A 24,474-nucleotide genomic window follows, 5' to 3' on the forward strand; every position below is an offset into this window, starting at 1 on the left:
GAGGAGACAGCCCCCGACCCCGAGGCCACCGCCGAAACCGCCCCCCCGGACGAGGCCACCGATGGGTGAGGACGCGCAAAGCCGGATCTGGGGCTATCGGGCCATCTATGTCCTGTTTGGCCTCGCCATCATCTTCTACCGCCTGTTGCCGCTGGAAACCGGCACGCCGGGCCTGCCCGGCCCCGACTTCATCCTCTGCCTCACGCTGGCCTGGGTGCTGCGCCAGCCCATGGCGGTTCCGGTCGGTTTGATCCTGCTTCTGATGCTGCTCGGCGATTTCCTGCTGCAACGTCCGCCGGGCCTGTGGACCGCGCTCGCCATCGGGGCCAGCGAATACCTGCGCAACCGCCGCGCGGGGATCGCGGAAACCCCGTTTCTCTTTGAATGGGGCATGGTTGCAGGCTGTATTCTGGCCATGGTTCTCGGGCAGCGGCTGATCCTTTGGGTGCTGCTGGCCGATCAGCCAAGCCTTGGCCTATCGCTGATGGAAGGGCTTGCCACGATCGTGATCTACCCGTTGGTTGTCTTGGTCTCGAAATTCGCCTTGGGACTGGATAAGTTGCCGGTAGTGGAATCAGAGCCCGGGCGGCCATGAAACGATCCCAGAAAGAAGCCGAGGACAGCGCCCGCAAGATCACGCGGCGGTCCATGATCATGGGCGGCTTCATGCTGCTGACAGGTGGTATCCTCGCCGCCCGGATGCGCTATCTTCAGGTGGAACGCGCCGATGATTTCCGCCTGCTGGCCGAGGAAAACCGCATCCGCATCGACCTGCTGCCACCCGCGCGCGGTCTGATCTATGACCGCTACGGGCAGCTTCTGGCCGACAATGAACAGAATTACACCGTGGTGATGGTGCGCGAGAATGTCGAGGATGTGGACGCGGTGCTGGACCGGCTGTCGCATATCATCAATATCGACATGGCCTCGCTGAACCGCGCCCGCGAAGACATGATGGCCCGCGCGCCGCATGTGCGCGTGACACTGGCCGACCGGCTCAGTTGGGACGAATTCGCCTCGGTCGCCGTCAATGCGCCGGCCCTGCCCGGCATCACGCCCGAGGTGGGCCTGTCGCGGATCTACCCGTTCGGCGCCGATTTCGCCCATGTCGTGGGCTATGTGGGCCCGGTTTCGGATTACTATCTGGAAAGTACCGGCGACACCGACCCGATCCTGCAAACCCCCGATTTCCAGGTGGGTCGCTACGCGGTCGAGGCGCGGATGGAACAGGATCTGCGCGGCGAGGCGGGCAATCTCTGGGTCGAGGTGAACTCCGCCGGGCGCGTCATGCGCGAATTGGACCGCGAAGCGCCCGTTCCCGGCGGTGACCTGCAACTGACCATCGACACCGGCTTGCAGAACTATGCACAGGCCCGGCTTGGCAATGAAAGCGCCTCTGCCGTGGTGATGGAGGTCGAGACCGGCGAGGTGCTGGCGCTGGCCTCCTCGCCGTCCTACGACCCCAATCTCTTCGTGCGCGGCATCTCGGTCGCCGAATACAGCAGCCTGACGGAAAACCCCTATCGCCCGCTGGCCAGCAAGACCGTGCAGGGCCTCTATCCGCCGGGCTCCACCTTCAAGATGGTCACCGCGCTGGCCGGGCTGGAGGCGGGGGTGATCGAGCCAGAGGAAACCATCACCTGCAACGGCTTCGTGGAACTGGGCACCCGCCGCTTCCACTGCTGGCGCCGGGGCGGTCACGGGCGCATGAACATGGTCGACGGGCTGTCCCAGTCCTGTGACGTTTATTATTATGATCTGGCGCAACGGGTCGGGATCGAGGCGATTGCCGCCATGGCCCGCCGTCTCGGGCTTGGGATGCGCCACGACCTGCCCCTGTCCGGTGTCGCGTCGGGGCTGATCCCGTCTCGGGAATGGAAACTGGCCAACCGGGGCAGCGAATGGGTGGTAGGCGACACGCTCAACGCCTCGATCGGGCAGGGGCTGGTGCTCAGCTCGCCCCTGGAACTTGCGGTCATGACCAGCCGCCTGGCCACCGGGCGGCAGATCCTGCCGCAACTGGTCCGCACCCTGAACGGCGTCAATCGACGGATGGATTCCTTCGCCGAGATGGATATTCCCGCCGCGCATCTTGACGTCATCCGCCAGGGCATGTGGTCGGTGACCAATTTCCGCCGGGGGACGGCCTTTGGCGCGCGCGTCACCGAAGAGGGTTACGAGATCGCCGGCAAGACCGGTACCAGTCAGGTCCGCAACATCACCGCCGCCGAACGGGAGGCCGGGGTCACCGCCAACGAGGATCTCCCGTGGGAGCGCCGCGACCACGCGCTCTTCGTGGGCTACGCCCCCGTCGAAAACCCGCGCTACGCGGTCAGCGTCGTGGTGGAACATGGCGGCGGCGGATCGGCCGTGGCCGCCCCCATTGCCCGCGATCTGCTGCTGCGCGCCATGTATGGCGAACTGCCGCCCCTCTCGGCTTACCCGGTGGGTCTGCGACGCGAGATCGAAGAGATGCATGACAACATGGACCTGCTGCCGCTGGAGATCCTGCGCAGCACGGGCCGGGTCCGGGCATGAGCTATCTTGAATACACCCAGAAGGCCACGCCGACGGGGCTGCGCAAGGTGCTGTACCTGAACTGGGCGCTGATCCTCCTGCTGACGGCGGTGGCCTGCGTGGGCTTCCTGATGCTCTATTCTGTCGCGGGCGGGTCCATGCGCCCCTGGGCGGGGCCGCAGATGCAGCGCTTTACGCTCGGCCTCACCGCCATGATGATCGTCGCCTTCACCCCTATCTGGTTCTGGCGCAATGTCTCGGCGCTGGCCTATGGCCTGTCGCTGATCCTGCTTCTGATGGTGGAGTTCTTCGGCACCGTCGGCATGGGCGCACAGCGCTGGATCGACCTGGGCTTCATGCGCCTGCAACCGTCGGAACTGACCAAGATCACCGTGGTGATGCTGCTGGCCGCCTATTACGACTGGCTCGATATCCGCAAGGTCTCGCGTCCGCTTTACGTGCTGATCCCGGTCGCGATCATCCTCTTGCCGACCTTCCTGACCTTCATTCAGCCTGACCTCGGCACCGCCTTGCTGATCCTTGTGGGCGGCGCGGCGGTGATGTTCTGCGCGGGCGTCCACTGGGCCTATTTCGCAGCCGTCATCGCCTCGGCAGGTGGCATCGTCACCGCCGTCTTTGCCTCTCGCGGCACCGCCTGGCAGCTTTTGCAGGACTACCAGTATCGCCGCATCGACACATTCCTCGACCCGTCCTCGGACCCGCTCGGCGCGGGCTACCACATTACCCAGAGCCAGATCGCCCTCGGCTCCGGCGGCTGGACGGGCCGGGGTTTCATGCAGGGCACCCAGATCCGGGGCGATTTCCTGCCAGAGGCGCAGACCGATTTCATCTTCCCCACGCTGGCCGAAGAATTCGGCTTCGTCGGCGCGGCCTCGCTTCTGGGGCTTTATCTGCTGATCCTGCTCTTCTGCATCGTCACCGCGATCCAGACGAAGGACCGTTTTAGCTCGCTGGTGACGCTTGGGGTGACGGCCACGTTCTTCCTCTACTTCGCCATCAACATGTCGATGGTGATGGGGCTGGTGCCCGTCGTGGGGGTGCCGCTGCCGCTGGTCAGTTATGGTGGCTCGGCGATGCTTGTGCTCATGGCCGCTTTCGGGTTGGTTCAGTCAGCACATGTGCACCGCCCCCGCTGAAGGATCTGACATGCTGACCATTCTCTTCGCCGCCCGCCCGGACAGTTGGGGCGAGTACGAGGCCCCGCTCAACCGCGCCATTGCCGCTGCCGGTTTCACGGAGTTCCGCGTGGTGACCGACGCCCCCCCGGACGAGGTCGATTACATCGTGTATGCCCCCAACAGCGACCTTCAGAATTTCTCGGGCTTCCCCCGGCTAAAGGCGATCCTCAGCCTCTGGGCCGGGGTGGAAAAGATTATCGGCAATCCCACGATCACCGTGCCGCTCTGCCGGATGGTCGATACCGGCCTGCGCGAGGGGATGCGCGAATGGGTGACCGGCCATGTGCTGCGCTATCATCTGGGGATGGATGCCCATATCACCGGCGCACCGGGCCTGTGGGATCCGGTGGCGCCGCCGCTCGCCCGCAACCGGACGGTGGCGATCCTGGGTCTGGGAGAGCTTGGCACAGCCTGCGCCGAGACGATTCTGGCGCTTGGGTTCAACGTGACCGGGTGGAGCCGCAGTCCCAAGTCCATTCCCGGCGTGACCTGCTTTCACGGGGAAGATGGGTTGATGGACTGCCTGTCCAGTGCCGAGATCGTGGTGCTCCTCCTGCCTGATACGCCCGCCACCCAGAACACGCTGAATGCCCGCACCCTGGCCGCGATGCCGCGCGGGGCCTTCGTGATCAATCCCGGACGCGGCCCATTGATCGACGATGACGCGCTGCTGGCGGCGCTCGACAATGGCCAGATCGCCCATGCGACGCTCGATGTCTTCCGGGTGGAACCCTTACCCGCGGCTCACCCCTACTGGCATCATCCACAGGTCACCGTCACCCCGCATATCGCGTCGGAAACCCGGCCCGAAACGGCCGCCGAGGTCATCGCCGAGAACATCCGGCGGTCCCAATCCGGCGCGCCCCTTCTGCATCTCGTGGACAGGTCCGCGGGTTACTGAGCACGGAAAAACCGCGTTTTGTCTGCACGGGGGGTGTACGGGGGGTGTACAGGGGGTGCACGCGGGGTGACCGGCCAAATCCCCGGTATCAGCGCAGTTTCGGTGGCTTCCCCGGATCCATCCCCGGCGCGGCGCCCGGCACATGTTCCGCCCTTTCCGGCTCTGGCAGATCAAAGCGAAGCCCTGTTTTCGCCAGCGATGCGCAGACCGGATCGGACGCCCGAAAGAAGCCCACATCCATCACCCCGGCCTCGATTCCCGAGAACGTCAAAGCCTCTCCCGCCGCCCGCGCCAAAGCCGGCTCCGCCCCCGGAACCGGATCGACAAAAGCCAACAAATGCGATTTCCGACCGCCCGAATAGGTCACGCCACACAGGTACGCCAACCGCGCAAGTCCCTGAGCCGTAACAAGTTTTGCGTCCAACGCCGTGATCAGCGCCTCCGGCAATCCGACAGGCGCGCTGATTTCCTCGGGCGTTTCCTCGATTTCGTCCGGAGCTTCGGCAAGGGTCGCGGCAAGCCAGTCCACCGCCTCGGACGGCACGAGGATCGAAGCCTCGGCACCGGGGTTCACCGCCAATCCAATGCCCTGCCCCGCCACCATCGCCGCCAAGCCCCGGCCCGATAGGACCGCATAGGGGGCGCTGCCCTCGGCAAACTCGGCAAGACGTTCTTCGCGATCGAAAACAAGCACATAGCTGGCATCCTCAACAGGAAAGACCTGCGGGGTAATCTCATCGCCCCCCGCGTCCTCCGCAAGGGCGAGGAACAGTTCGCTATCTGCCAACCGCTCGTAGAAGCGCAGCCTTGCTGCATCATCCTCGGGCGCGGCATTCATCGCGGCAAGCGCGGTGTCAATCGGGGTTGTCTCGGTCATGGCTTCAGCACCTCCAGGACGCGGGCGCGCAGGGCGGGCAGAAGCTCTGCCTCGAACCACGGGTTCCGCTTCATCCACGCGGTATTGCGCCAGGACGGGTGGGGCAAGGGGATCACGCGGGGCGCATGGTCGCGCCAGGCTGCTACGCGGGCGGTGACAGTGGCCTTGCCCGGCAGGTGCCAGCCGTGGGCATACCCCCCGATCAGCAGCGTCAGCTCTATCTTTGGCAGCATCTCCAGCACCCGACCGCGCCATGTCCTTGCGCAGATCGGCGGCGGTGGAAGATCAGTGCCTTTCGCGTCATATCCCGGGAAGCAGAAGGCCATGGGAACAATCGCGACCCGCTCGCGGTCGTAGAAGACGTGCTCATCCACCCCCATCCACTGGCGCAACCGATTCCCTGACGGATCGGTGAAGGGTTTGCCTGACCGATGCACCCGCATCCCCGGTGCCTGCCCGGCAATCAAAAGCCGCGCGCTAGGCCCTGCCCAAAGCACCGGGCGGGGCGAATGGGCCGTCTGAGTTGCCGCAAAGCGGTCGGAGCAAAGGCGGCAGCGGGTGATCTCTTGTGTCAGTTGATCAAAGCTCATACCGGCAGGAAAGCGCGATGCGACCGGAAAGGAAAGGGCCGGCCTGCTGTACCGACCCGACGGCGCCCATGGCTGGAATCGTGCAGGGAGCACCGACGCCGAAAAACCTTGCGCGCTTGGGGGTGGACAAAATTTCGTTATTTCTATAATTATAGAATTATGAAACAGAGCAATCCTCCCCCCGCCCTCATATTCGCGGCCTCTGCCTTTGCGGCGCTTGGGTCGGAGCAACGGCTATCCATCTTGCGGCGGCTTGTTCGCGCGGGGCCGGAGGGGCTGCCGATCGGGGAACTGGGTGAGGCCGTGGGGATCACCGGATCGGTGTTGACCCACCATCTCAAACAAATGGTGTCCGCCGGTCTGCTACAGCAGCGGCGCGACGGACGCCGGATCATCTGCGCGGTGGATTATGACGAGATCCGCCGCCTCTCGGACTACCTGTTGCAGGAATGCTGCGCCGATCAGGGCGGCCATAGTCAAGGAGCCCATCATGGCTGATCTCACGCAATCCCCTGCCCCGCTGCGCGGTCTTTGGTCCCGCTTCGACAAGGTGCTGCTGACCTGCGTTGCTATCGCCCTGGCCATTTTCCTGCTGGATCGGGCGGCCTTCGTCCCCTCGATGGCCGAAGCTTTCTCCAGCCTTGCCCATACCGGCCCGTTCATCCTGTTCGCCGTTGCCGCCATTGGCGTGATGCGTGCAACCGGGTCAGAGCGGCTGCTGGAAGGCGCGTTCGAGGGGCGCGAGGTCCGGATGATCGTTCTGGGGGCACTCGCAGGCGGGTTGTCGCCCTTCTGTTCCTGCGAGGTCATCCCGTTTGTCGCCGCCCTGCTGGCAGCCGGTGCGCCCCTGTCTGCGGTCATGGCCTTCTGGCTGGCCTCCCCCCTGATGGATCCGGCCATGTTCGCGATCACGGCGGGGGCGATCAGCTTTGACTTCGCCCTGGCCAAGACCGTGGCGGCCATTGCCATCGGCCTGTTTGGTGGCTTCAGCCTGATGCTGCTGTCTGGTACCGCGCTGCTCGCGGACCCGCTGAAGGCACAGACGCCGACGGGCTGCGGATCCTGCTGCGGCACGAAGAAACTGAGCCTCAACTGGCGCTTCTGGCAGGAGGCAGACCGCAGGGCCCTGTTTGCCCGCGCTGCATGGGACAACCTGCTGTTCCTCGGCAAGTGGTTGCTGCTGGCCTACCTGTTGCAGGCGCTGCTGATCCGCTACGTGCCCGCCGAGTGGATCGGCACCGCACTTGGCGGCAACGGCATCGGCCCGATCCTGCTTGGCGCAATCCTTGGCGCACCGGCCTATCTGAACGGCTATGCCGCGGTTCCGCTGATCGCGGGCCTGCTGGACCAGGGGATGAGCCCCGGCGCGGCCATGGCCTTCGTGATCGCGGGTGGTGTCAGTTGCGTCCCTGCGGCGGTGGCGGTTTGGGCGCTGGTCAAACCCAAGATCTTCGCGGCCTACCTTGGTTTTGCCGTGGTCGGCGCCATTCTTGCCGGTCTGAGCTGGGGATTCATCGCTTGAAGCCTCTGAAACGGTCCCTTCCGTGATCCGTTGCAACCCTTCGCGCAGCGTTTGGAAGGGGCCATCCAGCCCGCAAACATTAAGAACACGCCCCCATTGCCCCGGCCTTGGGGGTGATTTGTTAGGAGAAATGACGCAATCCTGTCATATTTCACCCGAAGAGCTTTGAAATCGTTGCCCCAACGGACATAATAGCGCCCAAATGGATAGATAGGTTATCCGATAGAAGCCCTGAACTCCTGAATCGGGGCCGTACATGGCAGCAATACAGGGCGAACATGCTCGAGTTTTCGAATGTCTCAAAGTCCTTCTGGACGGGCACACAGCGCAAGGTCATCCTGGACCGGGCGTCTTTCCGTGTCGAGATGGGGCAATCGCTTGGCATTCTGGCCCCGAACGGCACCGGCAAGACGACACTGATCAACATGATGGCCGGGCTGGAAAAGCCCGATGAGGGCGAGATCACCCGCGCTTGCCGCATCTCCTTCCCGCTTGGCTTCATGGGTGGGGTCATTCCCAACCTGTCCGCCACGGAAAACAGCCGCTACATCGCACAGCTCTATGGGCTTGACCCGGACTATGTAGAAGCGTTCTGCCGGTGGGTCTGCGATCTGGAGGAATATTTCGACCGTCCGCTCGGCACTTATTCCGCAGGCATGAAGGCCCGGTTCCAGTTTTCGCTGCTTCTGGCGCTGGAATTCGATATATACCTGATCGACGAAGGCATGCCGCGCACGACGGACGCCAATTTCAACCGCAAGGCGGGCACGATCCTTGCGGAACGCCTGAAATCGGCAACCGTCATCATCGTGTCCCACCAGGCGGAAACGCTGGAAAAATTCGCAAGACGCGCCGCCGTGTTGAAGGATGGCCAGTTTTACCAGTTCGACTCTCTCGAAGAGGCTAAGAGACTTTATGACTATGAAACCCAGGGGTAAGAAATTCCGCATCCGGCGCACCGGTCCGACGGCCCCCGCGGGGGAAACGCGCCGCGTGGCCGACGACTCGCTCGACGCACCGACGGATGACGGGTTTGGCAACATGCGGTTCCCGACGGCGGGCGCACCGGCCGGGCAGTCCGCATCCCCGCAACAACCCGCTCAGCGACAGACGCAGGGCATGTCCATCGAGGAAGAGCTTGCCGCGATCCGATCCGAGGGGCTGACGGGCCGCCAGTTGCGCATGGCCCGGCGGACCGCGCAGAAACACGGGCTGCAACCGGCGTCGGATTTCGACGCGGTGCGGCTGTTGCGCCGGCAGGGGATCGACCCGTTCGAACGGTCCAACATGCTGGAACTTGTGGTCAATGACGGCCAGCAGCGCGCCGAGGCACAGCCGCGCCTGCCCGCAACCGTCCGCCAACCGAACGTTCCCGCCGCCGCCCCGCAGACCGCCCCGGCCATGGCCCCGCCGACGCTGGACGACGCCGCCCGCGCGCAGGAAATCCTGCGCATGCAGCGCGATATCGCCGCCCGTCGCCGCAAGCGGCTGCTCTTGCTGTTCGCGCGGCTGATGGCCTTCGTGATGCTGCCGACGATGCTGGTGGGCTATTACTACTACAACGTCGCGACGCCGATGTACGCGACCACCACCCTGTTCCAGATCCAGAAAGCCGAAAGTGCCAGCCCGGCAGGCGGCCTTGGGGGGCTGCTTGGCGGCACCACCTTTGCCACGGTCCAGGATTCCATTGCGGTGCAAAGCTTCCTCGAAAGCCGCGAGGCGATGCTGCTGCTGGACGAGGAACTGGGCCTGCGAGAGCACTTCTCGGCCCCTGATATCGACCCGCTGAACCGACTGGCTCCCGATGCCTCGACCGAAGACCTCTACGCGCTCTATTCACGCAACCTGACCATCGGATACGACCCGACCGAGGGCATGGTCCGGATGGAGGTTCTGGCCGCTGACCCGCAGCTTTCGGCAGCCTTCTCTCAGGCGCTTCTGCGCTATGCCGAGGAACGCGTCGACCAGATGTCGCACCGCCTGCGCGATGACCAGATGGCCGGGGCACGCGAAAGCTATGACGCCGCCGAGGACGCGCTGGCCTCTGCACAGTTGCGCGTGGTGAACCTGCAAGAACAGACAGGTATCCTGAGCTCGGAAGCGGAAGTGGGGGCCCTGTTCAACCAGATCTCCACCTTCGAGATCCAGTTGCAGAACGAACGTTTGCGCCTGGATGAACTGCTGTCGGTCGACCGCCCGAACCAGACCCGCGTGGAAGTGGCCGAACGCAATATTGCCCGGCTGGAGGCCCTGATCGAGGAGCTACGGTCCTCGATGACCGAGGATGCCAGCAGCCAGGTTTCGCTGGCGCGCATCAGCTCGGAACTTGCCGTGGCACAGGCCGATCTGCAAACCCGCCAACTGATGCTGAGCCAGGCGTTGCAGGCCCTTGAAGGGGCCCGGCTGGAAGCCGAGCGGCAGTCGCTCTACCTGACCATCAGCGTGAACCCGGTGGCCCCGGACGAGGCTGCCTTCCCGCGCAAGCTGGAAAACACGCTGCTTGCCTTCCTGATCTTTTCTGGCATTTACCTGATGCTGTCGATGACGGCCTCCATCCTAAGAGAACAGGTATCCGCCTAACCCATGAAACATGTTTCGATCGGAAAGATCACCACCGGCAATGACCTTCCCCTGACGGTCATTGCCGGTCCATGCCAACTGGAAACGCTGGACCACGCCCGGATGATTGCCGAGCAGATGGTCGCCGCCTGCGAAAAAGCCGGTGCGCAATACGTGTTCAAGGCAAGCTATGACAAGGCCAACCGCACCAGCCTTGGCGGCAAGCGCGGGGTCGGCATGGACGAGGGTCTGACCATCCTGTCCAAGATCGGCGCCGAATTCGGCTGCCCGGTGCTGACCGACATCCATTCCGAGGCGCAATGCGCGCCAGTGGCCCAGGCCGTCGACATCCTTCAGATCCCAGCCTTCCTGTGCCGTCAGACCGATCTGCTCTTGGCCGCAGGTGAAACCGGGGCGGTGATCAACGTCAAGAAAGGTCAGTTCCTGGCCCCATGGGACATGGCCAATGTGGTCAGCAAGCTGGAAAGCACCGGCAATACCCGCCTGCTGCTGACCGAGCGCGGCACCAGCTTTGGCTACAACACCCTGGTCGCCGATATGCGCGGACTGCCGATCATGGCGCAGTCCGGCTATCCGGTGGTGATGGACGCGACCCATTCCGTGCAGCAGCCCGGCGGACAGGGCGGATCCTCCGGCGGTCAGCGGGAATTCGCACCGGTGATGGCGCGCGCGGCCGTGTCGCTTGGCATTGCGGCGGTCTTCATCGAAACCCACGAAGACCCGGACAATGCCCCCTCTGACGGTCCGAACATGATCCCTTTGACCCAGATGCAGACCCTTGTGAACAGTCTGATGCAGTTCGATCGGCTGGCAAAAGCCGATCCGATTCGACTCTAAGATCTTACGGAGCCTTTCATGACCAAACCCCATTCCGACGTCACCCAGAACACCTGGGCCTTTCTGCGTGACCCGATGATCGCGCCAACGGGCTTCCGCGAGTATGATGCCCGCTGGAAGTTCCCCGATGAGATCAACCTGCCGGGCATCACCGCGCTCGGTCTCGGCCTTGGCACCCAGATGCATGAGGCCGGGATTGATCCGGTGATCGCCGTGGGCAACGATTACCGCGACTATTCCCTGTCGGTGAAAAACGCGCTGATTCTGGGGCTGATGCAGGCAGGCATCCAGGTAAAGGATATCGGTCCTGCCCTGTCCCCCATGGCCTATTTCGCGCAGTTTCATCTGGATGCGCCCGCCGTGGCCATGGTCACGGCCAGCCACAACCCCAATGGCTGGACCGGGGTCAAGATGGGCTTTCAGCGCCCGCTGACACATGGCCCGGTGGAAATGGCCCGGCTGCGCGACATCGTTCTGGGTGGCGAAGGGGTGGCGCGGCCCGGTGGCGGCTATGAGTTCGTTGAAGGGGTGCGCGAAGCCTATCTCGATGACCTGGTGGGTGACTTCAAGATGACCCGCAAACTGCGCGTGGTCTGCGCGACCGGGAACGGCACCGCTTCGGCCTTTGCGCCGGAACTGTTCGAACGGATGGGCGTTGAGGTCGTCCCTTCCCACAACGCGCTCGACTACACGTTCCCCAACTACAACCCCAACCCCGAAGCGATGGAGATGCTGCACGACATGTCCGCCACGGTGACGGAAAGCGGCGCGGACCTTGCGCTCGGCTTCGACGGGGATGGCGACCGCTGTGGTGTGGTGGACAATGAGGGCGAGGAGATTTTTGCCGACAAGGTGGGCGTTATCATGGCCCGTGATCTGGCCAAGCTTTACCCCGGATCGACCTTCGTGGCCGATGTGAAATCGACAGGGCTCTATGCCTCGGACCCGGAGCTGAAAGCCAAGGGCGCGAAGGCCGACTACTGGAAAACCGGTCATAGCCACATGAAGCGCCGGGTTCATGAACTGGGCGCGCTGGCGGGATTCGAGAAGTCGGGCCACTACTTCCTCGCCGAACCCATTGGCCGCGGTTACGACTGCGGCATGCGCGTCGCGGTGGAGATCTGCAAACTGCTGGATCGCAACCCGGACATGTCCATGGCCGACCTGCGCCGCGCGCTGCCGGTCACCTATTCCTCGCCCACCATGTCGCCCTGGTGCGCGGATACCGAGAAATACGATGTGCTGGATCGGCTGGTCGAGAAGCTGGTCGCGCGCCATTCAGAGGGTGGGTCGCTTGGCGGTCAGAAGATCGTCGATGTGGTCACGGTGAACGGCGCGCGGGTGATGCTGGAAAATGGCGGTTGGGGTCTTGTGCGGGCTTCGTCCAACACACCCAACCTCGTGGTCGTCTGTGAAAGCCCCGAAAGCGAGGATGAATTGCGCGCGATCTTCCACGACCTCGATGCGGTGATCCGCACGGAACCCGGCGTCGGCGATTACGACCAAACCATCTGACACGGGCGCGGGGAAGGATCTTGCAAGATCCTTGGAAAATCCTTGCAAGGATTTTCGCCCGCCCCGCCGCAATGTCACGCTTTCTTGGGCTGCCGAAGCACATTACGCTTTCGGCAGCCCTTTCCATTCGAGATATGCCATGCGCCTTTTCCTGATCCTGCTGTTCCTCGCCATACCCCTGATCACCCAAGCGCAGGAGGCCACGCAACCGGACACCACCATTTCCGTCGAAAACTCCGTGCAGCAAGATGCCGCCATCGCTGTGCGCATCCGTGAAATCATTCACCAGCTCGACGGGTATGAAAATGTCGCTGTCTATGTCTCGGACGGCATCGTCACGCTGCGCGGCACCACGCTGGACGCGGCCACCGCAGAGGCGCTGACCGGCCTGGTTGCGCGGGTCGAGGGCGTCGTTGCGATCGAAAACGAGGTGAGCGAGACCACGGATGTGGTCGAGCGCCTGACCCCCGCCGTCGAGCGGCTTTGGAACAGGCTGGAACAGACAATCGCCTTCCTGCCGCTTCTGTTGGTTGCGGTCTTCGCCGGCCTTCTGGTTGTCTGGGCCGGCTACCTGATCGCCCGCCTTAAAAACCCGTGGGACCGGATGGCCCCAAATGCCTTCATCGCCGATATCTACCGCCAGATCGTGCGCCTGTTCTTCGTCGTCCTGGGCGTTGTCCTTGCGCTCGACCTACTGAACCTGACAGCGCTTCTCTCCACCATTCTCGGGGCCGCCGGGATCGTGGGCCTTGCCATCGGCTTCGCCGTCCGGGACACCGTGGAAAACTTCATCGCCTCCATCATGCTGTCCATGCGTCAACCCTTTCGGCCCAAGGATCTGGTGGAAATCGAAGGCGACACCGGCCACGTCATCCGCCTGACGAGCCGCGCCACGATTCTGCTGTCACCCGATGGCAACCACATCCGCATCCCCAATTCCAAGGTCTTCAGTTCCCGGATCGTGAACTATACCCGCAACGATGAACGCCGCTTCACCTTCACCCTCGGGGTCGACGCGAATGCCGATATCGCCGAAGCGCAGGAAATCATCCTTGGCGCACTGAACGAACTGCCCTACCTGCTGCAAACTCCCGGCCCCTCGACCTGGGTTGAGGAGGTGGGCGACAGCAACATCACCATCACCGCCGCCGGTTGGGTCAAGCAGCACGAAACCGGCCTGTTCATGGCACGAGGCGAGGCGATCCGGCTGGCAAAGGCTCGCCTCGAAGAGGCGGGTATCACCCTGCCGGAACCGACCTATCGCCTGATCACCGATTCAACGATTCGCCCCGCCCCGGCCCAAAGCGCCCAAGCCCCCGGAGACGCGCGGGACGAGGTCGCACCGGTTGTTGCCATGCCGGTTCACGCCGAGGATATGCAGGAATTGCAACGGATTGTAGACGCCGAACGGGCCGAAACGGCGCATGACGATCTTCTGACCCGAGAGGCCCCGCAGGAATAGTCGAACGGGACCGGATTTTTTGACCGAAAGGTCTTGATCCCGCGCGGCGGGCGGCGTAACTAGCGCGTCACGGTTGGGGTGTAGCCAAGCGGTAAGGCAGCGGTTTTTGGTACCGTGTACCGTAGGTTCGAATCCTACCACCCCAGCCAATCACTTACCGAAATCGAGACAATGTGCGCCACGATGAATGGCGTGCGCACCTGAAAGGGCTGCTGCGAAAGCAGATAGGCTTTTTGTGCCGAATGCCCGCATGTCCTGTCGATCGCGCGCGAAACGGTTCAGAAGGGCACGCTAGACACCCAAGCGCCGGTTCAGTCCCGGCCCGCCTATGTCGACAACCCGTTTGCCACGGCCTTGCCGTCTGCATCGAAGATATGCATCCGGGCACGGTCGAAGCTCAGCGACAGGGCCTGGCCCCGCTGGAAGGGCAACTGGCCGCCCTGGTGGACCGTGATCTGCGGCAACCCCGGCGCGTCGCAATACAGATAGGTCTCGCCGCCCAGTTGCTCTGTCACGCTGACAGACGCGGACAGCTCGCCGCTGTGATCCGCATGCACCGCGATATGTTCGGGTCTGACTCCTAGCGTGACCTTGTCGCCGTCCTGAAGGGCCGGAACATCCGGTATGGCCACAAGCGCACCACCGACATTCAATGCCAGCCCGTTTTCGTCTCGCACGGCAATTCCCTGGAACATGTTCATGCGGGGCGATCCGATGAAACCGGCCACAAATGCATTGCAGGGCTTGTTGTAGAGCTCGAGCGGCGGGCCAACCTGTTCCACCACGCCCTTTTGCAGGACCACGATCTTGTCGGCCAGCGTCATCGCTTCGACCTGATCGTGAGTCACGTAGATCATGGTCCCGCCGATATTCGCGTGCAGCGCCGACAGTTCCTTGCGCATCGTCACGCGCAGTTCCGCATCCAGATTGGACAGGGGTTCGTCAAACAGGAACGCCTTTGGGTCCCGCACGATGGCGCGACCGATGGCAACCCGCTGACGCTGGCCACCTGACAGGGCCTTGGGTCTGCGATTGAGGTAGTCGGTGATCTGCAGAAGCTCCGCCGCCTTGCGCACGCGATCGTCGATCTCCGCCTTCGGCATCTTGGAGTTTTCCAGACCGAACGCCATGTTCTTGTAGACCGTCATATGCGGGTAAAGCGCATAGGACTGGAACACCATGGCCAGTCCACGATCCGCGGCGCCTTTGTGGTTCACGACGGTGCCATCAATCTCGATATCGCCAGAGGTGATGTCCTCCAGCCCCGCGATGATCCGCAACAGGGTGGACTTGCCGCAGCCGGAGGGGCCGACAAAGACGCAGAACTCCCCGGAATGAACCTGAAGGTCGATACCGTGGATCACCTCCACGTCGCCGTAGGATTTCCGCACGTTCTTGAGATGGATTTCGGTCATGGCGTGTCTTTCGTTACCGGCTGCGCATCTTGGCGGCGAATTGCGGATCGGCCTTCTGCATCCGCAGGGGAGGCAGGCCTTTGAGGATCTGACCGATATCGTCCAGCATCATCTCGCGGATGCGGGCATAAGAGGCGCGCAGCCCCCCGGCCAGATGGGCGGAAAAGAGAACATTGGGCGTGTCGCGCCAGACATGTCCGGCGGGGACGGGTTCTTCCGGGAAAACATCGACGGCGGCGCGGAAGGCCCCCTCGCCCGCCATGGCGAGGAAATCGTCGAAATCCACGATCTCGGCGCGCGAGGCGAGGACAACGCAGGCATCGCGTCGGATCAGCGACAATTTCCTGCGGTCGAGAAATCCTTCGTTGTCCGAGGTCACGCCCGCCAGCAGGAAGATCACGTCCGACTTGGCCAGGGCGTCGTCCAGCGATACGGGCTGCAAACCTTCGCTTGCCAGGTAGCCGTCAGAGAGCCATGGGTCGTGCACCAGCAACTGCACTCCAAATGGACGCAGCAGCGGGGCCAGCGCCCGACCGAGATTACCGTAGCCGATTAACGCAACGGTCGCACCGTAGAGGCTCTCCGCCGCGCCATTGCCGCCAATCCCATAGGCTTCCTGCCCTGCACGGAACAGCCCGTCGGCCCGGTGCAGACCGCGCAGCAGGCTGATGGACTGGCAGATGCAGAACTCGGCCACGGCGGGGGCCATGGCGGGTGCGGCGCTCAGCACGTGGATGCCGCGTGCGTGACACTCGGCGTAGTCGATATTCGGCTCCCAATTGGCCTTCACGTTCAGGATGGCGCGCAGGTTCGGGGCGCGGTCCAGTCGTTCCTTGGGCATCGCGGTCTGACCAATCAGAACGGTCATGTCCGACAGATGCTCCTCCACCAGATCATCCGGCGCGCGGCTGCCCCAATGGGCGACAACCCGGCCCATCCCGGCCAGCGCATCAGCGCAGTCGGGGGTGTAGACCATGGCCTCATTCCGCGGGAACGGATCCATGAAGATCAGCGGTGTGTCACTCATCATTTCATCCCTGAAGAGGCAATGCCGGTGGTGATGAAGCGTTGCAGGAAGGCGAAGACAATCACGACCGGGATCAGGGTGACGACGGTCATGGCAAGGATGTAGTGCCACTGCACGTCCAACTCGCCCTGGAAGGCGTTCAGCCCGACTTGCAGCGTATAGACCTCGGACCGGTTCAGCACGATCAGCGGCCAGAGGAATTCGTTCCAGCGCCACATGATCGAGAAGATCGCCAGCACCGCCACCGCAGGCATCGCCAAGGGCATCACCACGCGCCAATAGATCTGCCATTCCGACGCCTTGTCCATCCGAGCCGCCTCGATCAGATCGCGCGGGATCGTCAGCATGTACTGGCGCAGCAGGAAGACCCCCGTGGGTGTCGCCGCACCGGGCAGGATCACCGCCCAAAGCGAGTTGATCATGCCAAGGTTCGTAACCACGAGGTAAACCGGGACGAGGATCACCGTGATCGGGATCATCAGCGTACCGATCACGAACAACATGATCGCGTTACGCCCCCGGAATTCGTAGATCGACAGGCCGTAAGCCGCCATGGAGTTGATCAGCAGCGTGACCATCGTGGCCGCCGCAGTCACGATCACGGAATTCCACAGGTAGCGCATGAAATTGAAACGCTCCAGCGGATCGCGGTAGTTCTCCCACGCCATGCGCATCTCGCGCACGGGTTCGCGCGTCGCGATCGGGATTTGCAGGCGTTCACCGGGATTTTCAGGGTCCACCATCTGCGCCATGATGCCGATCCGCCGGACCTGGGCCAGTTGCTGGACGCTGCCATCTTCCATCGTCACGTCGAACAGCAACAGCGGCTCTTCATAGCCCTCAACCTCGACCGATATCTGCCCAAGCGGCAGGAAGGTCGGCGGAAATTCCTGCAAGCCCGCCGGGGTCTTGAACGAGGACAGAACCAGCCACACCACCGGCGCGAACATCAGGAACAGCCCGAAGCCGAGGTAGCAATAGGTAAACACGTCGGTCCAATGCATTTTGCCGCGGCCGCGACGGGCTCCAAGGAGGGTCTTGACCGAGCGGGGGGATTGCGTCGCATCAGTCATTGTCGCGTCTCCGGGTTGCGGCCAGTTGTGTCAGCGTCAGGACGAACAGCACCACGCCGAGCACCATGGAGGCGGCAGAGGCAAGGCCGAAATTCTGCACCTGGTTGGTGAAGGCGGTGTTGTAGATGTATTGCACGATGAACTGCGTCGCGGTGCCGGGACCGCCGCCGGTCAGAACGTAGACCTCATCGAAGACCTGCACGCCCTTGATCAGCGCCAGCACGATGACAACCAGCATATTGGGCCACAGAAGCGGCAGGGTGATGCGGAAGAAGACGCGCTCCTTGCTGGTGCCGTCCATCTCGGCGGCCTCGTAGAGATCGGGCTGGATCGCCTGAAGGCCAGCCAGCAGGATCAGCGTGTAGAAGCCCATATGCGCCCAGATCGAAACGAACACCGCCCAGAACATCGCCCATTCGGGACTGACGAAGAACAGGATGCGGTCCAGCCCTATCGAGATCAGGAATGCGTTCAGGATGCCATCGCGCAGCAGGATCCATTTCCAGATCAGCGCAACGACCACCGGCGACAGCAGCACCGGGAAGAAGAACACCGCGCGCCAGAAGCCCCGCCCGCGGATCTCTCGGTTCAGGACCAGTGCCGTGATCAGTGAGAACAGCACCATGAACGAGACCTGGAAGAAGATGAACACTGCAGTGTTGAAGATTCCTTTCCAGAATCTGTCCTCTCGGCAACTGATCGGATCGGCATAGTTGTCGCAATCGAAGAGGAAGCCGTATTGCTCGCCCCCGGTATAGGGACGCTCGCTGATGAACAGCTCGGTCCCGCCGGTCAGCGAATAGGCGAAATTCATGAACAGCGGAATGATCACGAACATGCCGAAAAAGGCGAGGTTCGGCAGCAGGAAGAGCCACGGCATGCGCCGGATGCCAATCACGTTCTGAATTGCCGTGACGGGATAGTCGATCAGCTTGAACAGGATGCGGATGGGCCATGCCACCACGTTTTGCAGCACATCGCCGATCCCGGTCGCCTTGTCATCCGCATGGGCCATGGGAAGCTTCCATTCTCTTCAGGGGGTGACCGGCCCCGCCAGTCAGGCAGGGCCAGCCGATCATCGGATCAGACGCTTCAGCGGTCGCTTTCGGCCAGCTGGTTTGCGATGTCTTCTTCCATCCGCGCATAGGCTTCATCGAGGGTCAGTTCACCTACGATGGCCTCGTTCAGACGAGAGATCAGAGCGTTGAACATCACGCGGTTGGACGGGTAACCCTGAAGGGCGAACGCCACCGGAGAGATGCTCGGAACTGCCCCGGCGAAGGTTGCCAGCGCATGGGCTGCGCGCGGATCATCCGTGTCGAAGTCGATCCCGCTCGAGGCAAGGCCGAGGTGACCCGGAATGAACAGCGTCCGGCCATAGAACTCGGCCAGAACTTCCTCTTGCGCGAGGTAATCCATCAGGATGCCGACCTCTTCCGGGTGTTCGGTATCGCCGATCGCTGCCAGCGCGGCACCACCGGGCATCCCGGTACAGGCTGCCGGGCCACAAGGCGCGGGCACGGCCCACCAGTCGAACGCATCACCGATGGTGGATGCGAACTGCGGGATCTGCCAGGAACCGGACATGTACATCACGACGTTGGCGTTGGCGAAATCCTCGTTCGCGCCAAGGTAGGACGACCCGGAAACCGAGCCCCAAAGCTCCAGCGACATGGTGCCGTCCTGGTGCCAATCGTAGAGAAGCTGCGCCATGCGCTGGAGACCCTCATCGACCAGCGCCGGGTTGCCATCCGCGTCGAACATCTGGGCGCCCTGCGCGATGGCAGGCCCCGCAACACGGTGCCCGGACCGGTCCCACGCCATCGGGATCGGAATGTCGAGCGCACTGGCCACTTCGTTGACGGCAGCGGCCCAGTCTTCCCAGGTCGCGCCTTCACCCGGCAGGTCGACACCGGCCTGTTCGAACAGGGTCCGGTTCACGTAAGGCCCGGTCACGGTCAGCTGCGTCATGAAGCCGTTGATCGCATCGCCATCGGGATCAAGCCAGTCAAGGAACGGGCCGAAATTGGTTTCCCAGTATTCCGGGTCCTGAACGTAGGGCCGCAAGTCGAGGTAGTACTCTGACAGCCCGCCAAGATCGGTCACGCGGGCGATGTCGGGGCCGTTGCCCGCCGCCAGCTGGATCGGCAGCGATTCCAGAACCGCCTGATAGGGCACCACGTCAAGCGTGACGCTGATTTCGGGATGGGCTTCCTCGAACCGGTCGAGGATCGACTGCATGACCTCGCCCTCGATGCCGTCGTTATACCACATCATGCGCAGTTCGGTCTGTGCCGACGCCGCCCCCGCAACAAGCGCAAAGAGCGAGCTTGCCGCCATAAGTTTCAGTGATCTTCTCATTGTTTCCTCCCTAGGATGGTTGATCGTACTTTCGTTTTGTCCTGCTCTTCGTGTTCCGCATCTCACGCCGGTTGTCGTGAAAGGGCCGCCATCACACCGCGTAACTCTGCCATGCCTTTCAGGCGTCCAACGGCCGGATAACCCGGCTGTGCGCCCGCCCCGATATCGGTCAGTATGTCCTGACCGTGATCCGGTCTCATCGGTATCTCTGCATCCGCGCGCCCCTCCGCGCGCCGCCGCGCTTCCTCGGTCAGGATCACGTCGATCACACCGACCATGTCGACATCACCGCACAGATGCTCTGATTCCATGAAGCTGCACGGTGCTCCCTCCGAATCACGGGTGACGTTGCGCAGGTGAACGAAGTGTATTCTGGGCGCGAGCGCCCGGGCCATCGCCACGCAATCATTGTCAGAACGCGCGCCAAGAGATCCGGTACAGAACGTCGCCCCGAAGGCAGGGCTGTCAACAGCGCCAAGAACGGCCTCGTAATCCTCCAGCGTGGACATGGTGCGCGGCAGCCCCAACAGGGAAAAGGGCGGATCATCGGGGTGACAGCACAGGCGCACCCCGAGCCGTTCGGCCAATGGCACGACCTCGGACAGGAAATCGATATGGGTCTGGCGCAGAACGTCGGGCGACAACGCGGCGTAGGTCTGAACCGCGGCACGCACGTCTTCCAGCGTCCAGTGCTCGGCCGCCCCTGGAAGGCCCGAGACGACCGCCTGGCTGAGCGCAGCCTTGGTTCCGTCGTCCATTCCGGCCATGACGTCGGCTGCCGCCTGAACGATCTCGGGGGCATAGGCCTCCTTGGCACCGGGGCGGGCCAGAATGTGAATGTCAAACGCCGCGAAGGTGGCCAGATCGAACCGCATCGCGGTGCCACCTGACGGCAACGGCGCGCGAAGCTCCGTGCGGGTCCAGTCCAGGACTGGCATGAAATTGTAGCAGATCGTCTCGATTCCGCTGGCCGCCAGCGCTTCGATCGACGCGCGATAGGCGGCAATGTGGGCACCCCAATCCGGCGATCTGGTCTTTATGGCCTCGGAAACCGGGAGGCTCTCGACAACATCCCACGCCATTGCGCCGTTGGACCCCAGCTCGATCTGGCTTTGCCTTTCTCGGATATCCTCAACTGTCCACGGCAAACCGGGCGGGACATGATGCAAGGCCGAAACGATACCCTCGGCACCCGCTTGCATCGCATCGGCCAAGGAAACCTTGTCGTGTGGGCCAAACCATCTCCAAGTTCGCCGCATCTAGTCCTTCTCCCAAGCCCTCATACCGGTATACTAGTATTATTACTCATCCCCACGCAAACCTTTTTTACAAGGCTCCAATTAAGGTCAGAGGACAGTGCCGGTCGCGCTTATTGCCCCGATCACGCCTTCTGGCGCGGGCTTTCCCCGATTGCTCGCCCTGCCCGTCGGGACATCAGCGACTGCCCGGCATCCATCCAGTGTAACAAGGGGAACCGCTTGAAAGCGGCAGCTTGATCGGCCCGCCCTCTCTTGCTGAGCGATAGATGGCGGTGACCAGTTCAATTGACCTCCGCCCATCTTCGAGGGTGACTTCCATGCCGCCCTGGCCCGTCAACGCATCTGCGACCGCGTCAAGATATCTGGCAAACCCCGCATGGCCATGCGGAACCTGTTGCACGACAGAATCAACCTCTGCCTGTGCGACGGGCGCGCGCGCGATGAACCGCCATTCGTCCTGTGCCGGGCTGTAGGGGGCTGAACCGCTTTCGGCGGTGACGCCCTCGAAACAGAAACGGAGGCGGGTGGTGTCGTTCCCGGCACCAAGCGTGACCGAACTGGTCGCCAGCGCCCCATTCTGCATCCGAAACGCCAGAGCGGCGCAGTCTTCCGTCTCGATCTGGTTCACGCGGGTATCCGTCAGCGCCGTGACCTCGGCAACCGGCCCGAACACCTTGCACAGCAGGTCATGAGCATGGATCGCGTGGCCCAACAGCGCGCCACCGGATTCCCCGGCCCATGTCCCGCGCCAGGGAACGGCATAATACGCGGCATCGCGGTTCCAATGCGTCTCAAGGCTAGCCACGAATGGCTTGCCCGTCAGACCAGCAGCGACTAGCGCCTGTAGCTGCGCCATGGCGCGGCCATAGCGATACTGGAACACCGGGAACACCGACTTGCCGCAGGTCTTCGCCATCGCCGTCAGCCGGTCGGCCTCATCCAGAGACCGGACAATCGGCTTTTCGCAGATCACATGCTTGCCTGCCTCAAGGCACTGAACGGCAATCGGGAAATGAAGGTGCGGCGGCAGACAGATGTCGATCAGGTCAATCGACGGATCGGCCAGGACGGCCTCCAGATCTCCGGTGACCGAAATCGCCGGATCGCCCCCGGTTGCCGCCATTGCCCGCGCAGTGTCCAGATCGCACATGACAGCCGCCTGAAACTGGTCTGGCAACGCGCGGTAGCCTGAGAGATGTTCGGCCCCGATGCCCGCGCCGATGATTGCGGTGCGGATCATGGGTTGGCTTCGGCCATGGCCTGCGCCCTGAGTGCCAGTTCACAAACCTTGAAGGCATGGGCCTGCGTCATCGCCGTTTCCGTCCGGTCGCGCAGATCGGCCACGAAGCGCGAAAAGAAGGGCAGGTCCGCCCCGGATGCATCAATCTTTTCGCACCGGTCTCCGTTCACGATGATCAGATGATCCGTCCCTTCGCTGCCGACATCCACGTATTTGCGAAGCTCGATATAGCCCTCTGTCCCGAGAATGGTCAGCCGTCCATCGCCCCATGTGGGCAGGGCGTCGGGCGTGTACCAATCCACGCGGATATAGCCATGGCCCTGATCGCTGCGCAGGGCGAGTTCAGCGAAATCCTGAAGGCCCGGATCGTTCGGGTTGGCATAGTTGGCAACGCTGGCCAGTGTGACCTCGGCGTCAGTCGACCCGGTGAAATACAGGAACTGGTCGATCTGGTGGCTGGCGATATCGGTGATGATCCCGCCATAGGCCTCTCGGTCGAAAAACCAGTCCGGCCGCGTGTCCCGGTTCAGCCGATGCGGCCCGATCCCTAGGGTCTGGATGACACGCCCGATGGCGCCCTCAGCCACAAGTTCAGCCGCGCGGGTCACGGCTGGCACCTCGAAACGCTCAGAAAAATCGATGGACCAGATGCGGCCCGTCGCGGCCACCGTTGCCTTTATCGCGTCGAGCTGCTCCATCGTCGTACAACCGGGCTTGTCGGTCAGCACGTCCTTGCCCGCCTGCATCGCGCGAATGGCCATTTCCGCGCGGTCACGCGGAATGCCGGACAGCAGGATCAGGTTGATGGAGGGATCGTCCAGCAGGGCCTGAACATTGTCTGCGCGGGGAACATCGGCAAAACGCTCAACAAAGCCCGCCTCGGTGCCCGGGTGACCCTCGGTCCACCACCCGGCAAACTCGGCCCCTGCGGCGATCATGTTCGCGGCCATTCCGTAGATATGGCGGTGGTCGATGCCAATGGCGGCAAAGCGTAGGGCGGTCATGTGGTCAACTCCGTTACTCCGCCGGTTCTCGCGGATGTGGTGATTGCATCGATAAGATCATGGGCAGCGAGCGCGTCCTTGCCGGTGATGGCAGGAGGCCGGCCCGAGATCAGGGCAGCGGCGAAATCCTCGATCACGCCCTGATGCCATTCGTGGGTAAAGGCCATGGGATCGGCCCCACCCCCTGTGCCGCCTGCCGCGCCGAACACAACGGAACGACCGTCTCTCCAGCTCACGCGCAGTTCCCCGGATTCAAGGTGCAGGCTGGCCCGGTCGAAATGCAGCGTGATGGATTCGGCGCCGCCGGGGAAACTGGCCGTGCTGGCAACGAGCGACCCGACAGCCCCGCTTGCGAATTCCAGCCCGGCAATAACGAAATCCTCGGACTCCATCCGATGGAATCTGGTCGTGGCGGCCATCGCACGCACGGATGCAACCGGACCGGCCAGCCACAAAGCCAAGTCGATCGTGTGAATCGCCTGGCTGATCAAGACGCCGCCGCCATCGCGGGCATAGCTGCCCCGACCGGGTTCGTCATAATAGCTTTGCTCCCGCCACCAAGGCACCGAAACCTCGACCAGACCGAGCGCACCCAGATCGTTCGCGGCGATCATCTGCGCGGCCTTGCGCGACGCCTCTCTCATGCGGTGTTGGAACACCACGCCAAGCGTCACACCCGCGTCACGGCAGATCGTCACGACCTCCCGTGCTTCGTCCGCATTTCGGCCCATGGGCTTTTCAAGCAGGATATGTTTGCCCGCCTCGGCCAGCGGGCGAATGATGTCTGCACGGGCATTGGGTGGCGTCAGGACGATTGCGAAATCGACGTCCGGATCCGCTGCAACCGTGCCAAGATCATGGAACACCCGGACGGGGTGGCCGACCCGTGATTGCGCCATTTCTGCCAGATTGCGGGCCTTTTCCGCGGTCCGGGATTGTACGCCATAGAGGGACACGCCAACGGCATCGGCGCAGGCTGCAACATGGGTTCGCGCCACCATTCCCGCACCGATCAGAACCACGCGTTTCGGCGATGCACTCAGCATTGAAGTGACCCTTTCGATACACAGCCCGGGCAGATAGTCATAGGTGGAA

Annotated in this window: 22 protein-coding genes and 1 tRNA gene; 12 read left to right on the forward strand and 11 right to left on the reverse strand. The window is 63.0% G+C overall.

The window, feature by feature from the left end; all coding sequences use genetic code 11:
* Positions 1-61 precede the first annotated feature (61 nt).
* The 4 genes from BKY26_RS05120 to BKY26_RS05135 are packed head-to-tail and all read left to right on the forward strand — an operon-like array spanning position 62 to position 4,617.
* Positions 62-595, forward strand: coding sequence for a hypothetical protein (locus BKY26_RS05120; RefSeq protein ID WP_071689325.1), 534 nt, complete (start codon positions 62-64; stop codon positions 593-595).
* Entirely contained in the window at positions 592-2,538 is a 1,947-nt protein-coding gene (gene mrdA, locus BKY26_RS05125) for a penicillin-binding protein 2 (RefSeq protein WP_071689326.1), read from the forward strand. The genes BKY26_RS05120 and mrdA overlap by 4 nt, the downstream gene beginning before the upstream one ends.
* On the forward strand, positions 2,535-3,674 hold the full coding sequence (rodA, locus tag BKY26_RS05130) for a rod shape-determining protein RodA (protein ID WP_071689327.1): 1,140 nt from the start codon (positions 2,535-2,537) through the stop codon (positions 3,672-3,674). The genes mrdA and rodA overlap by 4 nt, the downstream gene beginning before the upstream one ends.
* A gap of 10 nt (positions 3,675-3,684) precedes the next feature.
* A complete protein-coding gene (locus BKY26_RS05135; RefSeq protein WP_071689328.1) occupies positions 3,685-4,617 on the forward strand; it encodes a 2-hydroxyacid dehydrogenase in 933 nt (310 codons plus the stop codon).
* Positions 4,618-4,705: 88 nt separating this feature from the next.
* Here the strand turns inward: BKY26_RS05135 and BKY26_RS05140 are convergent, their stop codons facing one another.
* Both BKY26_RS05140 and BKY26_RS05145 read right to left on the reverse strand, forming a co-directional pair.
* The gene (locus tag BKY26_RS05140; RefSeq protein WP_071689329.1) at positions 4,706-5,494 is read right to left on the reverse strand and encodes an SseB family protein; all 789 of its coding nucleotides are present in this window, start codon (positions 5,492-5,494) and stop codon (positions 4,706-4,708) included.
* Entirely contained in the window at positions 5,491-6,084 is a 594-nt protein-coding gene (locus tag BKY26_RS05145; RefSeq protein ID WP_071689330.1) for a uracil-DNA glycosylase family protein, read from the reverse strand. The genes BKY26_RS05140 and BKY26_RS05145 overlap by 4 nt, the downstream gene beginning before the upstream one ends.
* A 159-nt stretch (positions 6,085-6,243) precedes the next feature.
* Here BKY26_RS05145 and BKY26_RS05150 point away from each other — a divergent pair, with 159 nt between their 5' ends.
* The 8 genes from BKY26_RS05150 to BKY26_RS05185 all read left to right on the forward strand — a co-directional run bounded on the left by BKY26_RS05150 (position 6,244) and on the right by BKY26_RS05185 (position 14,149).
* Positions 6,244-6,582: an ArsR/SmtB family transcription factor gene (locus tag BKY26_RS05150; protein WP_071689331.1), complete on the forward strand. Its 339-nt coding sequence runs from the start codon at positions 6,244-6,246 to the stop codon at positions 6,580-6,582.
* Positions 6,575-7,606, forward strand: coding sequence for a permease (locus BKY26_RS05155; protein WP_071689332.1), 1,032 nt, complete (start codon positions 6,575-6,577; stop codon positions 7,604-7,606). Before BKY26_RS05150 ends, BKY26_RS05155 begins: the two co-directional genes overlap by 8 nt.
* Positions 7,607-7,884: 278 nt before the next feature.
* Positions 7,885-8,544: an ABC transporter ATP-binding protein gene (locus BKY26_RS05160; protein WP_071689333.1), complete on the forward strand. Its 660-nt coding sequence runs from the start codon at positions 7,885-7,887 to the stop codon at positions 8,542-8,544.
* Positions 8,528-10,186 carry a KpsE/RkpR family capsule polysaccharide export protein gene (locus BKY26_RS05165; RefSeq protein ID WP_342714890.1) on the forward strand — a complete coding sequence of 553 codons (1,659 nt, stop codon included), beginning with the start codon at positions 8,528-8,530 and terminating at the stop codon, positions 10,184-10,186. The genes BKY26_RS05160 and BKY26_RS05165 overlap by 17 nt, the downstream gene beginning before the upstream one ends.
* A gap of 3 nt (positions 10,187-10,189) precedes the next feature.
* Positions 10,190-11,023, forward strand: a complete 834-nt coding sequence (gene kdsA, locus BKY26_RS05170; RefSeq protein ID WP_071689335.1) for a 3-deoxy-8-phosphooctulonate synthase — start codon at positions 10,190-10,192, stop codon at positions 11,021-11,023.
* A gap of 18 nt (positions 11,024-11,041) precedes the next feature.
* Entirely contained in the window at positions 11,042-12,538 is a 1,497-nt protein-coding gene (locus BKY26_RS05175) for a phosphomannomutase/phosphoglucomutase (RefSeq protein WP_071689336.1), read from the forward strand.
* Positions 12,539-12,677: 139 nt separating this feature from the next.
* Positions 12,678-14,000 carry a mechanosensitive ion channel family protein gene (locus BKY26_RS05180; protein ID WP_071689539.1) on the forward strand — a complete coding sequence of 441 codons (1,323 nt, stop codon included), beginning with the start codon at positions 12,678-12,680 and terminating at the stop codon, positions 13,998-14,000.
* A 74-nt stretch (positions 14,001-14,074) separates the two neighbouring features.
* Positions 14,075-14,149: transfer RNA gene (locus BKY26_RS05185), tRNA-Gln, on the forward strand.
* Between the two features lie 177 nt (positions 14,150-14,326).
* Here the strand turns inward: BKY26_RS05185 and BKY26_RS05190 are convergent.
* The 9 genes from BKY26_RS05190 to BKY26_RS05230 all read right to left on the reverse strand — a co-directional run bounded on the left by BKY26_RS05190 (position 14,327) and on the right by BKY26_RS05230 (position 24,425).
* Positions 14,327-15,415: an ABC transporter ATP-binding protein gene (locus tag BKY26_RS05190; RefSeq protein ID WP_071689337.1), complete on the reverse strand. Its 1,089-nt coding sequence runs from the start codon at positions 15,413-15,415 to the stop codon at positions 14,327-14,329.
* A gap of 13 nt (positions 15,416-15,428) precedes the next feature.
* A complete protein-coding gene (locus BKY26_RS05195; protein WP_158514303.1) occupies positions 15,429-16,442 on the reverse strand; it encodes an NAD(P)-dependent oxidoreductase in 1,014 nt (337 codons plus the stop codon).
* Positions 16,442-17,446, reverse strand: coding sequence for a carbohydrate ABC transporter permease (locus BKY26_RS05200; protein WP_227434937.1), 1,005 nt, complete (start codon positions 17,444-17,446; stop codon positions 16,442-16,444). The genes BKY26_RS05195 and BKY26_RS05200 overlap by 1 nt, the downstream gene beginning before the upstream one ends.
* A 61-nt stretch (positions 17,447-17,507) precedes the next feature.
* Positions 17,508-18,530, reverse strand: a complete 1,023-nt coding sequence (locus tag BKY26_RS05205) for a carbohydrate ABC transporter permease (protein ID WP_083431326.1) — start codon at positions 18,528-18,530, stop codon at positions 17,508-17,510.
* Between the two features lie 77 nt (positions 18,531-18,607).
* Positions 18,608-19,876, reverse strand: coding sequence for an ABC transporter substrate-binding protein (locus BKY26_RS05210; RefSeq protein WP_071689340.1), 1,269 nt, complete (start codon positions 19,874-19,876; stop codon positions 18,608-18,610).
* 62 nt (positions 19,877-19,938) lie between these two features.
* Positions 19,939-21,135: a mannonate dehydratase gene (gene uxuA / locus BKY26_RS05215; protein WP_071689341.1), complete on the reverse strand. Its 1,197-nt coding sequence runs from the start codon at positions 21,133-21,135 to the stop codon at positions 19,939-19,941.
* Between the two features lie 175 nt (positions 21,136-21,310).
* Positions 21,311-22,375, reverse strand: a complete 1,065-nt coding sequence (locus BKY26_RS05220) for a Gfo/Idh/MocA family protein (RefSeq protein WP_071689342.1) — start codon at positions 22,373-22,375, stop codon at positions 21,311-21,313.
* Entirely contained in the window at positions 22,372-23,379 is a 1,008-nt protein-coding gene (locus BKY26_RS05225) for a Gfo/Idh/MocA family protein (RefSeq protein ID WP_071689343.1), read from the reverse strand. Before BKY26_RS05225 ends, BKY26_RS05220 begins: the two co-directional genes overlap by 4 nt.
* Positions 23,376-24,425, reverse strand: a complete 1,050-nt coding sequence (locus BKY26_RS05230) for a Gfo/Idh/MocA family protein (RefSeq protein ID WP_071689344.1) — start codon at positions 24,423-24,425, stop codon at positions 23,376-23,378. Before BKY26_RS05230 ends, BKY26_RS05225 begins: the two co-directional genes overlap by 4 nt.
* Between the last annotated feature and the right edge of the window lie 49 nt (positions 24,426-24,474).

Origin of the sequence: Nioella sediminis, assembly GCF_001879695.1 — a bacterium.
GTDB lineage: Bacteria > Pseudomonadota > Alphaproteobacteria > Rhodobacterales > Rhodobacteraceae > Nioella > Nioella sediminis.

Bases quoted from the DNA above. Each gene is read 5' to 3' on its own strand.
- BKY26_RS05210 (WP_071689340.1), bottom strand. From the start codon at position 19,876: ATGAGAAGATCACTGAAACTTATGGCGGCAAGCTCGCTCTTTGCGCTT.
- BKY26_RS05150 (WP_071689331.1), top strand. From the start codon at position 6,244: ATGAAACAGAGCAATCCTCCCCCCGCCCTCATATTCGCGGCCTCTGCC.
- BKY26_RS05135 (WP_071689328.1), top strand. From the start codon at position 3,685: ATGCTGACCATTCTCTTCGCCGCCCGCCCGGACAGTTGGGGCGAGTAC.
- BKY26_RS05175 (WP_071689336.1), top strand. From the start codon at position 11,042: ATGACCAAACCCCATTCCGACGTCACCCAGAACACCTGGGCCTTTCTG.
- kdsA (WP_071689335.1), top strand. From the start codon at position 10,190: ATGAAACATGTTTCGATCGGAAAGATCACCACCGGCAATGACCTTCCC.
- BKY26_RS05180 (WP_071689539.1), top strand. From the start codon at position 12,678: ATGCGCCTTTTCCTGATCCTGCTGTTCCTCGCCATACCCCTGATCACC.
- uxuA (WP_071689341.1), bottom strand. From the start codon at position 21,135: ATGCGGCGAACTTGGAGATGGTTTGGCCCACACGACAAGGTTTCCTTG.
- BKY26_RS05195 (WP_158514303.1), bottom strand. From the start codon at position 16,442: ATGAGTGACACACCGCTGATCTTCATGGATCCGTTCCCGCGGAATGAG.
- BKY26_RS05145 (WP_071689330.1), bottom strand. From the start codon at position 6,084: ATGAGCTTTGATCAACTGACACAAGAGATCACCCGCTGCCGCCTTTGC.
- BKY26_RS05165 (WP_342714890.1), top strand. From the start codon at position 8,528: ATGAAACCCAGGGGTAAGAAATTCCGCATCCGGCGCACCGGTCCGACG.
- BKY26_RS05155 (WP_071689332.1), top strand. From the start codon at position 6,575: ATGGCTGATCTCACGCAATCCCCTGCCCCGCTGCGCGGTCTTTGGTCC.
- BKY26_RS05230 (WP_071689344.1), bottom strand. From the start codon at position 24,425: ATGCTGAGTGCATCGCCGAAACGCGTGGTTCTGATCGGTGCGGGAATG.
- BKY26_RS05160 (WP_071689333.1), top strand. From the start codon at position 7,885: ATGCTCGAGTTTTCGAATGTCTCAAAGTCCTTCTGGACGGGCACACAG.
- BKY26_RS05140 (WP_071689329.1), bottom strand. From the start codon at position 5,494: ATGACCGAGACAACCCCGATTGACACCGCGCTTGCCGCGATGAATGCC.
- rodA (WP_071689327.1), top strand. From the start codon at position 2,535: ATGAGCTATCTTGAATACACCCAGAAGGCCACGCCGACGGGGCTGCGC.
- BKY26_RS05225 (WP_071689343.1), bottom strand. From the start codon at position 23,379: ATGACCGCCCTACGCTTTGCCGCCATTGGCATCGACCACCGCCATATC.
- BKY26_RS05190 (WP_071689337.1), bottom strand. From the start codon at position 15,415: ATGACCGAAATCCATCTCAAGAACGTGCGGAAATCCTACGGCGACGTG.
- BKY26_RS05220 (WP_071689342.1), bottom strand. From the start codon at position 22,375: ATGATCCGCACCGCAATCATCGGCGCGGGCATCGGGGCCGAACATCTC.
- BKY26_RS05120 (WP_071689325.1), top strand. From the start codon at position 62: ATGGGTGAGGACGCGCAAAGCCGGATCTGGGGCTATCGGGCCATCTAT.
- mrdA (WP_071689326.1), top strand. From the start codon at position 592: ATGAAACGATCCCAGAAAGAAGCCGAGGACAGCGCCCGCAAGATCACG.
- BKY26_RS05205 (WP_083431326.1), bottom strand. From the start codon at position 18,530: ATGGCCCATGCGGATGACAAGGCGACCGGGATCGGCGATGTGCTGCAA.
- BKY26_RS05200 (WP_227434937.1), bottom strand. From the start codon at position 17,446: ATGCATTGGACCGACGTGTTTACCTATTGCTACCTCGGCTTCGGGCTG.